11 protein-coding genes, 4 tRNA genes and 1 pseudogene are annotated in these 13,710 nt (G+C 60.3%); 6 read left to right on the top strand and 10 right to left on the bottom strand.

Annotation, left to right across the window (positions count from 1 at the left end; genetic code table 11):
* Nucleotides 1–35: 35 nt before the first annotated feature.
* From ACOYXJ_RS17250 to ACOYXJ_RS17235, 4 genes are all read right to left on the bottom strand, one after another.
* Nucleotides 36–111, bottom strand: a tRNA-Gly gene (locus ACOYXJ_RS17250).
* Between the two features lie 3 nt (nt 112–114).
* Nucleotides 115–190, bottom strand: a tRNA-Glu gene (locus ACOYXJ_RS17245).
* Nucleotides 191–294: 104 nt separating this feature from the next.
* Nucleotides 295–370: transfer RNA gene (locus ACOYXJ_RS17240), tRNA-Gly, on the bottom strand.
* A 2-nt stretch (nt 371–372) separates the two neighbouring features.
* Nucleotides 373–448: transfer RNA gene (locus ACOYXJ_RS17235), tRNA-Glu, on the bottom strand.
* Nucleotides 449–832: 384 nt separating this feature from the next.
* Between ACOYXJ_RS17235 and ACOYXJ_RS17230 the strand changes: the two genes are divergently transcribed.
* Nucleotides 833–1,591 (top strand): hypothetical protein, encoded by a 759-nt coding sequence (locus ACOYXJ_RS17230; protein WP_460370640.1) that lies wholly within the window; start codon nt 833–835, stop codon nt 1,589–1,591.
* Nucleotides 1,592–2,402: 811 nt separating this feature from the next.
* Here the strand turns inward: ACOYXJ_RS17230 and ACOYXJ_RS17225 are convergent.
* From ACOYXJ_RS17225 to ACOYXJ_RS17210, 4 genes and pseudogenes are all read right to left on the bottom strand, one after another.
* On the bottom strand, nt 2,403–3,266 hold the full coding sequence (locus tag ACOYXJ_RS17225; RefSeq protein WP_460372972.1) for a methyl-accepting chemotaxis protein: 864 nt from the start codon (nt 3,264–3,266) through the stop codon (nt 2,403–2,405).
* A pseudogene (locus ACOYXJ_RS17220) lies at nt 3,264–3,488 on the bottom strand (HAMP domain-containing protein); the annotation flags it as partial. The pseudogene ACOYXJ_RS17220 and the gene ACOYXJ_RS17225, both read right to left, overlap by 3 nt.
* A 991-nt stretch (nt 3,489–4,479) precedes the next feature.
* Nucleotides 4,480–5,880, bottom strand: a complete 1,401-nt coding sequence (locus ACOYXJ_RS17215; protein ID WP_460370638.1) for an aminotransferase-like domain-containing protein — start codon at nt 5,878–5,880, stop codon at nt 4,480–4,482.
* A 190-nt stretch (nt 5,881–6,070) separates the two neighbouring features.
* A complete protein-coding gene (locus tag ACOYXJ_RS17210; RefSeq protein ID WP_038364530.1) occupies nt 6,071–6,832 on the bottom strand; it encodes an SDR family oxidoreductase in 762 nt (253 codons plus the stop codon).
* A gap of 95 nt (nt 6,833–6,927) precedes the next feature.
* Here ACOYXJ_RS17210 and ACOYXJ_RS17205 point away from each other — a divergent pair, with 95 nt between their 5' ends.
* Together ACOYXJ_RS17205 and ACOYXJ_RS17200 are read left to right on the top strand one after the other, a co-directional pair.
* Nucleotides 6,928–7,065: a hypothetical protein gene (locus ACOYXJ_RS17205; RefSeq protein ID WP_460370636.1), complete on the top strand. Its 138-nt coding sequence runs from the start codon at nt 6,928–6,930 to the stop codon at nt 7,063–7,065.
* Nucleotides 7,062–8,066, top strand: coding sequence for an NADP-dependent oxidoreductase (locus tag ACOYXJ_RS17200; RefSeq protein ID WP_150793154.1), 1,005 nt, complete (start codon nt 7,062–7,064; stop codon nt 8,064–8,066). The genes ACOYXJ_RS17205 and ACOYXJ_RS17200 overlap by 4 nt, the downstream gene beginning before the upstream one ends.
* A gap of 124 nt (nt 8,067–8,190) precedes the next feature.
* On the opposite strand, the gene pyrF is transcribed toward ACOYXJ_RS17200, so the two are convergent.
* Complete coding sequence (gene pyrF, locus ACOYXJ_RS17195; RefSeq protein WP_191622618.1) at nt 8,191–8,889, bottom strand: orotidine-5'-phosphate decarboxylase; 699 nt, start codon at nt 8,887–8,889, stop codon at nt 8,191–8,193.
* 296 nt (nt 8,890–9,185) lie between these two features.
* Here pyrF and ACOYXJ_RS17190 point away from each other — a divergent pair, with 296 nt between their 5' ends.
* From ACOYXJ_RS17190 to xopAW, 3 genes are all read left to right on the top strand, one after another.
* Nucleotides 9,186–9,935, top strand: coding sequence for a response regulator (locus ACOYXJ_RS17190; protein ID WP_016983639.1), 750 nt, complete (start codon nt 9,186–9,188; stop codon nt 9,933–9,935).
* Nucleotides 9,935–10,984, top strand: coding sequence for a sensor histidine kinase (locus tag ACOYXJ_RS17185; protein ID WP_460370633.1), 1,050 nt, complete (start codon nt 9,935–9,937; stop codon nt 10,982–10,984). The genes ACOYXJ_RS17190 and ACOYXJ_RS17185 overlap by 1 nt, the downstream gene beginning before the upstream one ends.
* Nucleotides 10,985–11,219: 235 nt before the next feature.
* Complete coding sequence (gene xopAW / locus ACOYXJ_RS17180; RefSeq protein WP_460370631.1) at nt 11,220–12,071, top strand: XopAW family type III secretion system calcium-binding effector; 852 nt, start codon at nt 11,220–11,222, stop codon at nt 12,069–12,071.
* A gap of 553 nt (nt 12,072–12,624) precedes the next feature.
* Here the strand turns inward: xopAW and ACOYXJ_RS17175 are convergent.
* Nucleotides 12,625–13,677 carry an AI-2E family transporter gene (locus ACOYXJ_RS17175; protein WP_460370629.1) on the bottom strand — a complete coding sequence of 351 codons (1,053 nt, stop codon included), beginning with the start codon at nt 13,675–13,677 and terminating at the stop codon, nt 12,625–12,627.
* Nucleotides 13,678–13,710 lie beyond the last annotated feature (33 nt).

Genomic DNA, 13,710 nt, shown 5'->3' with positions numbered 1-13,710 from the left:
AAAAACGCCGCTCACGGAGCGGCGTTTCTAGAATTTGGAGCGGGAAACGAGACTCGAACTCGCGACCCCGACCTTGGCAAGGTCGTGCTCTACCAACTGAGCTATTCCCGCAAATGGCGTCCCCTAGGGGACTCGAACCCCTGTTACCGCCGTGAAAGGGCGGTGTCCTAGGCCACTAGACGAAGGGGACACGCTACCCGGAACACATGGTGTGTGTTTCGGTGTCCAGATCCGCATCCGAAGACTTGGCTCTGGTTTCACTCAGCACCGCCCGAAAGCAATGCTGTTTAAAATTGGAGCGGGAAACGAGACTCGAACTCGCGACCCCGACCTTGGCAAGGTCGTGCTCTACCAACTGAGCTATTCCCGCATTGGCGTCCCCTAGGGGACTCGAACCCCTGTTACCGCCGTGAAAGGGCGGTGTCCTAGGCCACTAGACGAAGGGGACACGCTACAACATTCACTCCCTGCCGCGCTTCGCTGTGTGCTTTACGCTGCAAGTGGCGCGCATTCTATGGATGGATTGAGAGGTCGTCAACCCCTTGATATAAATTTATTTAAATCAATGACTTCGACCTGCTTTACGGCAGCAACCGGGCTTTTCCGTCGCCCGACGATTGACGCCTATATTCCGCCACTCGCCAAGACGTTATAGTCCACCGCACAGTGATGGCAATCTGCACCCGCAGCGCCAGCATTCATATAAGCAGCGTGCGGCCGATACAGATTGAACCTGCCGATCCAACCAGTCGAGCGGCGCTAGGCGGTTAAATGCCCAGCCACTACACTCGCATGCGAACCCTATAAAGAGGTCTTACCGGTGACACCACTCATGATCACCCTGCTAGTCATAGCCGGGATCGCAATTCTGATCGCCATTGGCTACATGAACCATGTGGTGGAAAACAACAAACTGGAGAAGGCCCGTACCAAGGTCGAACTCAACGACCGCCTGCGCCGCTGCGGCGAACTGACCGAGACCTTCCCGGGCCAGTTCATGACCCCTGCACTCAAACTGCTGCTGACCCGTCTGGAACTGAACGTCTGTCAACGTCTGTTGAACCTGGAAAAAACCAGCGCCACCACCAAAGCACGCATCAGCGAACTGAGCGCCCTGGTCGCCCAAGGCGAATCGATCCCGGTCAACAACCCACCGGCGCCGATCCTGACCGAAGCCAAGGCAAAAGACGTACGCTTCCTGCTCGAAGCCCTTCACGGCCAGATCACCCGCGCCGCCCACGATGGCTTCCTGCCACCGAACGAAGCCAAGCACTGGATCCGCGAAGTCCGCCACATCCTGGTGCTGCTGCACATCGAATTCTTCAACAACCTCGGCCAACAGTCCCTGCAACAAAACCAGCCCGGCCAGGCCCGCCTCGCCTTCGAACGCGGCGTGCAATACCTGCGCAAACAGCAGGACCCGCAGGTGTATGCAGAACAGCTGCAATACCTGGAAAAACTGCTGGCCCGCGCCAACGCCCAGGTCATGGACAAGATTGCACCGGTTGAGGGTGAAGAGAACCAACTGACCGCCGGCCTCAAAGATGCCGAGGCCGATGCCGACTGGAAGAAGAAAGTGATTTACGACTGATTGCAGATGTCGAAAAAGAAGCCACCGAGAGGTGGCTTTTTTGTGGGTTCGGGGGAGTGAACCTGATAGAAAACCGGTGAATGTGAGGCCGCTTTCGCGAGCAGGCTCGCTCCCACAAGGGGGCTGAGTACATCTGACAGAGGTTGGTCGGCTATCCGGCCGCCATCGCGAGCAGGCTCACTCCTACAATGGGATTGAGTACATCCGGCAGAGATGGGTTGGCTGCAAGGCCGCCATCGCGAGCAGGCTCACTCCTACAATGGGATTGAGTACATCCGGCAGAGATGGGTTGGCTGCAAGGCCGCTTTCGCGAGCAGGCTCGCTCCCACATGGTTTGAGTACATTCGGCAGAGATTGGTCGGCTGTCAGGCCGCCTTCGCGAGCAAGCTCGCTCCCACAGAAGAGCAAGAGCAAAACCCGCAGTGCTTCTGCCTCTCACCACTCAACAGGATGAGCGTTAGCTCGGCTGCCGCTCTTGATCTTGATCCACGGGCGACGTCGGAAGGCTGAGTGGAGGGATTGATCCGGGGGTGGGAGCGCAGCGACCGTTTGGCGCAGCCAAACACAGCGAGAGGAGGTGCAGCGAAGCAAACCGTAGGCGCTGCGCCCGGATCGATCCCGGAGCGAAGGAACCCCGAGCCCCAGCGAGCGGGCCGCACGTAGGAGCAAGCCTTTTTGGTTACTTTTTCGGCGCCTGGAAAAAGTGACCCGCTGTAAGAGCGGAACCGTCAGCGGCAACACCCGCAGCAACGGATATACCCCCAAAAACCCCTAGAGCCTGGTCGGCCCAAAGGCCGCCAAGCCCAAAGCGTCAAAGCCGAAAATGCCCAACCATCCCGCGCAACTCACTCCCCAACTGCGCCAGCTCAACACTCGAAGCCGCATTCCCGCGCATCGCGATCGACGACTGATCTGCACTCGCGCGAATACTCGTCACACTGCGATTGATCTCCTCCGCCACCGAACTCTGCTCCTCGGCCGCCGCCGCAATCTGCTGATTCATCTGCTGAATCAACGACACCGCCACCGCAATACTCCCCAGCGCACTCTCGGTCTGCAACGCATCACTCACCGCCAGCTTCACCAACTCCCCGCTGCTCTGAATCTGCTGCACCGACGAATGCGCCGCCGAGCGCAATGCACTCACCAGCCGTTCAATTTCCTCAGTCGATTGCTGCGTGCGCCGAGCCAGTGCGCGCACCTCATCGGCCACCACCGCAAAGCCCCTGCCCTGCTCCCCGGCCCGGGCCGCCTCGATCGCGGCATTCAGCGCCAGTAGATTGGTCTGCTCAGCGACGCTTTTGATCACCCCCAGCACCGTCCCGATATTCTGGATTTCCGCACTGAGGCTTTCGATGCTGGAACTGGCCGACGTCGCCGAATCAGCCAATAGCTCAATGCGCGCCATGCTCTGGCGCACCACCTGCTGACCACTCTCGACCTTGTCATCCGCCGTCTGCGCAGCCAACGCCGCCTCTTCGGCATTGCGCGCAACGTCATGCACGGTGGCGGTCATCTGGTTCATTGCCGTGGCGACCTGCTCGGTTTCTTCCTTCTGGCTGCTGACCTCAAGGTTGGTCTGCTCGGTGACCGCCGACAGCGATTGCGCCGAACTGGCCAGTTGCTCGATACCTGCTTGCAACCCGCTGACAATCGCACTCAGTCCTGCACCCATCTGCTGCATCGCCAACATCAACTGGCCGATCTCGTCACGCCGGGTCACCTCCACGGTCGCACTCAAGTCACCGGCGGCAATCTGCTGGGCGACTTGAATCACACTGCGCAGTGGCGCGACGATAAGACGAGTAATCAACCACGCGGCCAGCAATCCGACCAACAACGCCAGCGCCGATGAACCAACGATCAGCAGCGAGTTTTTCTTCAGTTCCGCCTGCATCGCGCCGTCTTCAGCGACATAAGCCTGATTCACCCGCTCGACCACTTGGTCGGCACGCTGGTGCAATTGCTCGTAGACGGTTTTTTCCTGCGCGAGCAATCCGGTGTACTCGGCCAGTTTGTCGTTGAAACCGGCGATATGCCCGGACACTTCATTGAGCACGGTCAGGTAACCCTCGTCCTTGACTGTGGTTTTCAGTTCTTCGGCTTGCGCCTGAGCCTGCGCGGCCTGTTCGATATTGCCCTTGCCGGCACTGTCGGCATCGCCCTTGCGGCTTTGATCGAGGCGAATCCGCGCTTCGTTCATCGCTTGCAGCATCAACCGCGACACCTGACTGACCTGGTTGGCCTGCTCAATGAACTGCGCTCCGTCCTTGCCCTCGGTGTCCTTCAAGGTATACGCACCGTCGTCGGCAAGTCCGGCCTGCAACACATCGAGGTTATTGGCCACACTGGACACCGACCAACTGGCCATTTCCAGTGCGAGGTCCTTGGCCTGGGTCAACGATACAAACTCATCGAACGCTTTGCGATAAGCGCCGAGCGACTGCTGCACATCATTCATGACCGGCACATTGGCCGCCGACTGGGCCTTGAGCTGATCAGCCAGAGCAACCAGTTCGTCGACGCCCTTACGCAAGGCATCGGCGGTTTTCGGATCGCCGCGCAAGGCATATTCCTGCTCGAGCAGGCGCACTTTGAGCAGGCCACTGTTAAGCGAGGACATCTGTTTCAGCCCGTCGAAACGCTGACTGATGGTTTGCAGGGACCAGACGCCAATGGCCGCCACCAGCGCGGTCAGAAGCAAAACCAATACAAACCCGATACCCAGTTTTTTTGCCATACCGAGGTTGGCAAAACGTCCTTGCATGGCCGAAATCATTGCGCTTAGTCCCCTGCCATTGTCAGTAGAGCGAAGAGTCGCAACGGCCATCCACCCGCACAAGTCTCTGGTGTCGGAATAATGGCAAAAAGCTACGCCCGCGTCGTTTTCAGAACGCTTGAGGTCGATCCGAACCGGTGTTGCGAAAAAACTGCCGAGCGCGTGGATCGCAGGCGTATGCGACGTTGATGCGCAACCAGTCGCCCGATTCGCCACAGGGACTGAACGCATCAGGCGCTGACAGCAACACGCCGCAGTACTGCGCCTGCCGGCGTACCCGAACATGATCGGTCATGCGCGAGCGCGCCCAGATGAACAACCCACCCGCAGGCTTGCCGAAAACCTCCCAATCGGCGTCCTCCAGCGCCTGCAGCGCGGCGGCACGATCGGCATTCAAGCGTTGGCGCTGGCGCTGCACCAGTTTGCGGTAAGCGCCGCTGACCATCAGGCTGGCCAGCACCGCCTCGGTAAACCTCGACGCCCCCAAGCCGCTGATCATCTTGACCTGAGCCAGTCGCCTGACCATTTCGGTTTCGGCGAAGACAAACCCGACCCGCAACGAACTGCTCAGCGTCTTGGAAAAACTGCCCACATAGATGACCCGCCCCTCATCATCCAGCGCCGCCAGTCGCGTACCGTTGCCCGTATGCAAATCCGCGTAGACATCGTCTTCGATCACGCGCAAATCATAGGCCTTGCTCAGTTGCAGGATGCGTTGGGCCACGCTCGCCGACAGGCAGCTTCCGGTGGGATTGTGATGATGGCTGTTGATGAACAATGCGCCAGGCCGAAACTGTTGCAGCAAAGCCTCCAGCGCTTCGATATCCGGCCCGTTCGGGGTACGACGCACCTCGAGCATACGCACGCCGTGCAGGCGCAGGAGATCGAACAGCGGCGCATACCCTGGCGTCTCGACCACCACGCAGTCTCCGGCCTTGAACAAGCTGCGCACGATCAGATCCAGCGCGTGGCTCGCGCCGCAGGTACTCAGCAACTGCGAACTGCGAGCCTCGATACCGAACAGCTTCAGACGTTTGACGATCTGCTCGCGCAACGCAGGAAGTCCCAAAGGCGTGCTGTAGTTGAACAGGCTGGCCATATCGGTGCGCGCCACCTCGCGCAGCGCATAGCTGAGGTCGTCAGGCTCGCGCCAGCTCTGCGGCAGACCACCGGCCCCCAGCTTCACCCCCCCGGCTGCCTCGCACACTGCATCACACCAGGCATAGCGGCCCTCGAATGGCGCCAATTCATCATCGGCGCCCAGTGTCGACGGCGAGGCGGCAACAATGAACCCGGAGCCTTGGCGGGCGCTCAGAACGCCCTGCGATACCAGCCGTTCACACGCCTCGACAACACACGACTGACTGAGCAGATTATCCCGGGCGATTTGCCGCACGGAGGGCAAACGGGTGGCCGGCACTACGCCACTTTGCAGGATCCACTCGGTCAGTCCGTCAACAATCTGCTGCACGACCGGCACCATTGCCTGTCGATCAATTCTCAATTCCATGAGCAAGCAAACTCCTGTCCGTTTTGCTGGCGGCAGTAAATCACAGCCGCGCCGGACAGGCTGTGCGACAACGCCGCCAAAAGCGACCGTTCTAACCATTTGATACACATTGTTTAAGGGGCTTCACGGAACTGACCGTGATCCATAAAAAAGCCCGCAACGAATGCGGGCAGTTTTTATTGCGCGTTGTTCAGAATGCGGTGACGCCGCCGTCGACTGCCAGCGAGTGGCCGGTGGTGAAAGCGGCACCGTCGCTGCACAGGTACAACACAGCGCTGGCGATTTCCTCGACTTTACCGATGCGCCCGACCGGGTGCATGGCATTGGCGAATTCGCCCTTCTTCGGATCGGCCTCATAGGCGCGACGGAACATGTCGGTATCGATCACCGCCGGACACACAGCGTTGACGCGGATTTTCTTCTTGGCGTATTCGATGGCTGCCGATTTGGTCAAACCGATCACCGCATGCTTCGACGCCGCATAGATGCTCATCTTCGGTGCCGCGCCCAGCCCCGCGACTGAGGCGGTATTGACGATCGCCCCGCCGCCCTGAGCCAGCAATAGCGGCAGTTGATACTTCATGCACAGCCAGACGCCCTTGACGTTGACGCCCATGATCGCGTCGAACTCATCCATCGAGCCGTCGGCCAGTTTGCCTTTTTCGATTTCGATGCCGGCATTGTTGAAGGCATAGTCGAGACGGCCGTAGGTATTGATGACCTCGTCCATCAGATTTTTCACTTCGCTTTCGACGGTCACGTTGCAGCGCACGAAGGTCGCTTCGCCGCCGGCTGTACGAATAAGCGCTACCGTACCCTCGCCTCCTGCCGCATCCAGATCGGCCACCACCACTTTCAAACCTTCGGCGGCGAATGCCTGGGCGGTCGCCCGGCCGATGCCGTTGGCCGCGCCAGTGACTACGGCAACTTCACCGGAAAACGTCATGCTCATTGTTGTGTCCTCGGAGGGATAGATGCAGGGGATTTGCAGCATAGCCATTGAGGTATGAGGAGCGTCAGCACTATCCAATGGCTGTTTAGGTGCCCATGCGTCGCAGTGATAAAACCGTCCCGGTGATCATCACTGCACTGGATCGGCGTGCATTCGCCGCATCAGCCAACCTTGCGCCAATGCCGCTGAGGGTCTATCAACAAGGCTTCATTCCGTTCGAGTGCCTGCCATGACCAACCAGACCAATCGCCAGTTCCTGCTCGCCAAACGCCCGGTGGGTGCGGCCAACCGCGAGACCTTCACCTATCAGGAAGTGCCGGTCGGCGAACCGGCGGCGGGCCAGATTCTGGTCAAGAACGAATACCTGTCCCTCGACCCGGCCATGCGTGGCTGGATGAACGAAGGCAAGTCCTACATCCCGCCGGTGGGTATCGGCGAAGTCATGCGTGCACTGGGCGTGGGAAAAGTCATCGCCTCGAACAATCCCGGATTTGCCGTCGGCGACTACGTCAACGGCGCCATTGGCGTGCAGGATTACTTCCTCGGCGAGCCCAGAGGTTTCTACAAAGTCGACCCGAAACTGGCGCCGCTGCCGGTGTATTTGTCTGCGCTGGGCATGACCGGCATGACTGCGTATTTTGCCCTGCTGGATGTCGGCGCACCGAAGGCTGGCGACACCGTGGTGTTGTCCGGCGCTGCGGGTGCAGTAGGCAGCATTGCCGGACAGATTGCCAAGATCAAAGGCTGCCGCGTGGTCGGCATTGCCGGCGGCGCCGACAAGTGCAAGTTCCTCATTGATGAACTGGGCTTCGACGGCGCCATCGACTACAAGTCCGAAGATGTCGTGGCCGGGCTTAAACGCGAATGCCCGAAAGGCGTCGACGTGTATTTCGACAACGTCGGCGGCGACATCCTCGATGCGGTGTTGAGCCGCTTGAACATGAAGGCACGGGTGGTGATCTGCGGTGCGATCAGCCAGTACAACAACAAGGAAGCGGTCAAAGGTCCGGCCAACTACCTGTCGCTGCTGGTCAATCGCGCGCGGATGGAAGGTTTTGTGGTGATGGACTATGCCGCGCAATACGCCAGCGCCGCGCAGGAAATGGCCGGCTGGATGGCCAAGGGGCAACTCAAGAGCAAGGAAGATATCGTCGAAGGTCTGGAGACCTTCCCGGAGACGCTGATGAAATTGTTCAGTGGTGAGAACTTCGGCAAGTTGGTGCTGAAAATCTAAAATCACCACAAAACAAATGTAGGAGTGAGCCTGCTCGCGATAGCGGTGTGTCAGTCAACATTAACGTTTTTGACACACCGCTATCGCGAGCAGGCTCACTCCTACAGGGTTTTGCGGTGCCTGATCAGGCGATTTCGGCTACAACCGACGCCAATGCCTTGGCCGGATCCGCCGCCTGGCTGATCGGACGGCCAATCACCAGATAATCGGAACCGGCATCCAGCGCCTGACGCGGGGTCAGAATGCGGCGCTGATCGTCCTGCGCGCTGCCGGCCGGACGAATCCCCGGAGTCACCAGTTGCAGCGACGGATGCGCGGTTTTCAGTGCCGAGGCTTCCAACGCCGAGCACACCAGACCGTCCATACCAGCCTTCTCGGCCAGCGCAGCCAGACGCAGCACTTGTTCTTGCGGCTCGATGTCCAGACCGATACCGGCCAAATCTTCTCGTTCCATCGAAGTCAGCACGGTCACGCCGATCAGCAACGGTTGCGGGCCAGTGCGCTTGTCGAGCACTTCACGGCAAGCAGCCATCATGCGCATACCGCCGGAACAGTGAACGTTGACCATCCACACGCCCATCTCGGCAGCGGCTTTTACGGCCATCGCAGTGGTGTTGGGAATATCGTGGAATTTCAGGTCGAGGAACACTTCAAAACCCTTGTCACGCAGGGTGCCAACGATTTCTGCGGCGCAACTGGTGAACAGTTCCTTGCCCACTTTGACCCGGCACAGTTTCGGGTCCAACTGGTCGGCCAGCTTCAGTGCGGCGTCACGGGTGGGGAAATCCAGGGCGACGATGATAGGAGTCTGGCAGGCGGACATGAATGGGCTCTCAGGCAGGTCGAAATCGGCGCGCATTGTAGCGGAACCGGCGGCGGCGCGGCACCCGATGATCGGTAAATCGTCGCGCCGACCGTGATCAGCATAGCGCTCGCTGCTATTGTGTCGACTCCGATACACAACCGACATGCCAGCAACAAGCACCCGCGCTAGCCTCGCCAGCCGCAACACGTCCTTACATCAGCACTTCCCGCCTCACGGCTGGACGCCTATGCTGAAACCACCACCTCGCAGCCCATCTTTTGTGGTTGGCGGCCTACTGGCAGATGAACAGCCTCATGCACAACACCCAAATGACCGCGACGGATGAGCCTAAAGACGACAAGCGCTGGAGCATTCGTGCGCTGATCGTCGACGATGACGTGCCGATCCGTGAGCTGATGATCGATTACCTTGCGCGCTTCAACATCCACGCCAGCGGCGTCACCGACGGTGCGGCTATGCGTCAGGCGCTGCTCGCCGAGCATTTCGACGTCGTCGTGCTGGACCTGATGCTGCCCGGCGAAGACGGCTTGTCGCTATGCCGCTGGCTGCGCGCTGAATCGGACATCCCGATCCTGATGCTCACCGCACGTTGCGAACCGACCGACCGCATCATCGGCCTGGAACTGGGCGCCGATGACTATATGGCCAAACCGTTCGAGCCACGCGAACTGGTCGCGCGCATTCAAACCATTCTGCGCCGGGTGCGCGACGATCGAACCGAACAGCGCGCGAACATTCGTTTCGACAACTGGCGTCTGAACAGCGTCCTGCGCCAGTTGATCGCCGACGATGGTCTGGTGGTGCCGCTGTCCAACGCCGAATTCCGCCTGCTGTGGGTGTTTATCGAACGTCCGCGTCGGGTACTCAGCCGCGAGCAACTGCTCGATGCGGCCCGGGGTCGCTCGATCGAAGCGTTCGACCGCAGCATCGACCTGCTGGTCTCGCGTCTGCGGCAGAAACTCGGTGACGACCCGAAAGCTCCACAGTTGATCAAAACCGTGCGCGGTGAGGGTTACCTGTTCGACGCGCGAGACATCGGCTGATGCGGGCGCGCTTCGACACGCTGTTCGGCCGCCTGTTTGGCGTGCTGTTCGTGGCGATTGTCCTGGCGCACCTGCTGGCGTTCGCCTGGTTCCGCCTCTACGGCCCACCGCCGCCTCCGCCGCCGCCGGAATTCTCCCAAGGCGCCAACGGCCAACCAATGGCGCAAGACCCACGCTACCCGCCACGGCCACCGCGTCCGTGGTTCGGTGGCCCGGTGGTGCCGCTGACCTTTCAGTTCATCACGCTGATGATCGCGGCATGGTACGGCGCCAAACTGCTCAGTCGCCCGATCCAGCGCCTGAGCGACGCCGCCGAACGCCTCAGCGAAGACCTCGACAGTCCGCCGCTTGACGAGTCCGGCCCGCGGGAATCGCGACAAGCGGCACACACCTTCAACCTGATGCAGCAACGCATTCGCGAACAGGTGCAGCAGCGCGCGCGGATGCTCGGTGCCGTGTCCCATGATTTGCGCACACCGCTGTCACGCCTGAAACTGCGCCTGGAAAACATCAGCGATGAAAAGCTGCAAGGCCAGATGCGTCAGGATCTCGACGACATGATCGGCATGCTCGACGCCACCCTCACTTACCTGCACGAACAGCGAACCAGTGAAGCCTTGCAGTTGATGGATGTGCAGGCGCTGGTCGAGTCACTGTGCGAAAACGCTCAGGACCAGGGCGCCGACGTGCACGTCAGCGGCCATTGCGCACCGTTGCCGGTGCAGCCGATGGCGCTGCGTTCGTGCATCAACAACCTCATGGACAATGCTCTGCGTTACGCCGGGCAGGCGCGGATTGAATTGCAGGATCAGCGCGAGCAACTGCTGATCCGCGTGATCGACCACGGCCCGGGGATTGCCGAGGACAAGCGTGAAGCGGTGTTTGAACCGTTCTATCGCCTGGAAGGCTCGCGCAATCGCAACTCTGGCGGTGTGGGGTTGGGGATGACCATTGCCCGCGAGGCAGCGCAACGTTTGGGTGGCCAGCTCAATCTTGAAGAAACCCCCGGCGGTGGCCTTACCGCCATCATTCGCCTGCCGCGCCCCTGAGAACACCACCGCCCCCTGTGGGAGCGAGCCTGCTCGCGAAGGCGTCATCTGATCCAACATCTCTTTTGAATGTACCGCCCTCTTCGCGAGCAGGCTCGCTCCCACAGGGGTTCGGCGGTGTTCATTCTGCCGTGTGTACCGTCCGGTACAAACCCCACATACCCCCGACAACTTGCGCCCTGACGCTGCATAAGCCGGTACACCCACCGGTTTTCCATTCCAAGGAGTGAGTCCGATGATCGGTAGCGTCAGCAATTACACGAGCTATACCAGCACCAGCAGCACCTCCACGCAAAACGCCCGCAGCCAGCAACTGCAAAAAGAACTGTTCGCCAAACTCGACAGCAACGGCGACGGCGCGGTGGATCAGGACGAACTGAAAAGCGTCCTGTCGCAGAAGTCCGACGACGGCCTGCTGGCCAACCTGAGCAAACAGTTCGGCGATCTGGACAGTGACGCCAGCGGCAGCCTCAGCGCCGAAGAAATGACCGCCATGGCGCCCCCTCCGCCACCGCCACACGATCAAGCACCAGACACCGACCTCGCCGACGCCCTGATCAGCACCCTCGACAGCGATGGCGACGGCGCCATCAGCAGCGACGAACTGAGCAGCGGCCTGACCAGCGCCGGCAGCACCGCCGACAGCAACGAACTCTTTTCCGCCCTCGACAAGAACAAGGACGGCACCGTCAGCCAGGACGAACTCACCGCCAGCCTGACCCCGCCACCTCCACCGCCGCCACACATCAACAGCGACGAACTGTTCAGCCAGCTCGACGCCGATGGCGACGGCAGCGTGACCGCGACAGAACTGAGCAGCGCAGTACAGACCAGCGCCAGCGCGACTTCAACTACTGACACCAGTGCCGCGCTGCTCAAGGTTCTCGATAGCGACAGCAGCGGCGGTGTCAGCAGCGACGAGCTGAAAGCGGCTTTACAGGCAGGGCGAGAACGGCCGGATGAAGAACAGACCGCTTCTACCCAGAGCACCACCGAAGCCCTGAACCGCATGATTGCCAATCTGAGCAAACAGTACTCGCTGGAGAAAACGGCGTCGGTGGGCAAGTATTTGAATGTGGCGACTTGAGTCGAAGACACTATTTGCCGCGGACAATCAAAAGCCCCTCACCCTAGCCCTCTCCCAGAGGGAGAGGGGACTGACCGAGGTGTTTGGGAGAGGTACGCCGACGTGCGATACCGCGTCGAACTGAGGCTTTGAAAAGCACACATTTCGGCCCCCTCTCCCTCGGGAGAGGGCTGGGGTGAGGGGCAGCTACAACGCAAATCAAACGCCGAACACCCCACGCTCTTCACCACTCAATAGGCCGAGTGTCAGCTCGCCTGCTCTTGATCTTGATCCACGGGCGACGTCGGAAGGCTGAGTGGAGGGATTGATCCGGGCGTGGGAGCTCAACGACCGTTTGGCGCAGCCAAACACAGCGAGAGGAGGTGCAGCGAAGCAAACCGTAGGCGCTGCCCCCGGATCGATCCCGCAGCGAAGGAACCCCGAGCCCCAGCGAGCGGGCCGCACGTAGGAGCAAGCCTTTTTGGTTACTTTTTCGGCGCCTGGAAAAAGTGACCCGCCGTAAGGGCGGAACCATACTCAGCAACACCCACAAAAACGGATATGCCCACAAAAATCAGCGCCGCTCTTCAACCCGAGACTGACTCTTACTCCAATCCGTCAACAAACTATAAGCCACCGCCAACAACGTAGGCCCGATAAACAACCCGATAAACCCAAACGCAATCAACCCGCCAAACACCCCAAGCAACACAATCACCAACGGCAAATTCCCCCCGCGGCTGATCAGATACGGCTTGAGCACGTTGTCCACGCCACTGATGATGAACGTCCCCCAGATCCCGAGAAACACCGCCATCCCATAATCACCCTTCCAGGCCAGCCAGGCCGTGGCCGGCACCCACACCAACGGCGGCCCCATCGGAATAAGACTCAACAGGAAAGTGACAATCCCGAGCACCAACGCCCCCGGCACCCCGGCAATCAAAAACCCGATCAACGCCAGAACCGCCTGCGCCGCTGCCGTCCCGATCACCCCGTTGACCACCCGCTGCACCGTGCCAGCGACCAATTCGATGTAATACCCGGCGCGATCACCGATCAAACGCTCCAGCAAACTGTGCACAAACGCCGCCAGCCGTGGCCCGTCACGATAGAAAAAGAACACAAAGACAATGCTCAGGGTCAGCTCGAGAATCCCGCCGCCAATCTGCGCACTGCGCGCCAGCAGCCAGTTGCCGACCTGCCCGAGATACGGTTTGACCGAGACCATCAGCGCCGCACCTTGCTGATCGATGCTGTCCCACAGTCCCACCAGCCGCTCACCAACAAACGGCACAGCCCCCAGCCAGGCCGGCGCTTCCGGCAGACCGTCGACCTGCACATCCTTGATAAACGCCGTGGCATCGCGCACATGATCGGCCAGGTTGAACCCCAGCCAGACCAGCGGTGCGGCCACGAGCAACATCCAGCCCAACGTCAGAATCGCCGCAGCCAGCGACTCCCGGCCATTGAGCCAGCGGGTCAACAGGCGCATCAGCGGCCAACTGGCAAACGCCAGCACCGCGCCCCAGAACAGTGCCGACCAGAACGGCGCCATCACCCACAGACTGGCCCCAAACAACACCAGCAGCAGGATCTGCACCAGCAGGCGATCGTTATTGAGCATGTAAGGTCTCGAAAAAGTCAGTCAGGCAAAGAG

The organism is Pseudomonas sp. Tul2A7, from assembly GCF_054790505.1.
The sequence above is the reverse complement of the archived record's forward strand: the minus strand, read 5'-3'. Positions and strand labels throughout refer to the sequence as shown.

Excerpts from the sequence above, each read along its gene's own strand:
- ACOYXJ_RS17230 (WP_460370640.1), top strand. The coding sequence starts at position 833 with ATGATCACCCTGCTAGTCATAGCCGGGATCGCAATTCTGATCGCCATT.
- ACOYXJ_RS17225 (WP_460372972.1), bottom strand. The coding sequence starts at position 3,266 with ATGGGTGCAGGACTGAGTGCGATTGTCAGCGGGTTGCAAGCAGGTATC.
- ACOYXJ_RS17215 (WP_460370638.1), bottom strand. The coding sequence starts at position 5,880 with ATGGAATTGAGAATTGATCGACAGGCAATGGTGCCGGTCGTGCAGCAG.
- ACOYXJ_RS17210 (WP_038364530.1), bottom strand. The coding sequence starts at position 6,832 with ATGAGCATGACGTTTTCCGGTGAAGTTGCCGTAGTCACTGGCGCGGCC.
- ACOYXJ_RS17205 (WP_460370636.1), top strand. The coding sequence starts at position 6,928 with ATGCGTCGCAGTGATAAAACCGTCCCGGTGATCATCACTGCACTGGAT.
- ACOYXJ_RS17200 (WP_150793154.1), top strand. The coding sequence starts at position 7,062 with ATGACCAACCAGACCAATCGCCAGTTCCTGCTCGCCAAACGCCCGGTG.
- pyrF (WP_191622618.1), bottom strand. The coding sequence starts at position 8,889 with ATGTCCGCCTGCCAGACTCCTATCATCGTCGCCCTGGATTTCCCCACC.
- ACOYXJ_RS17190 (WP_016983639.1), top strand. The coding sequence starts at position 9,186 with ATGCACAACACCCAAATGACCGCGACGGATGAGCCTAAAGACGACAAG.
- ACOYXJ_RS17185 (WP_460370633.1), top strand. The coding sequence starts at position 9,935 with ATGCGGGCGCGCTTCGACACGCTGTTCGGCCGCCTGTTTGGCGTGCTG.
- xopAW (WP_460370631.1), top strand. The coding sequence starts at position 11,220 with ATGATCGGTAGCGTCAGCAATTACACGAGCTATACCAGCACCAGCAGC.
- ACOYXJ_RS17175 (WP_460370629.1), bottom strand. The coding sequence starts at position 13,677 with ATGCTCAATAACGATCGCCTGCTGGTGCAGATCCTGCTGCTGGTGTTG.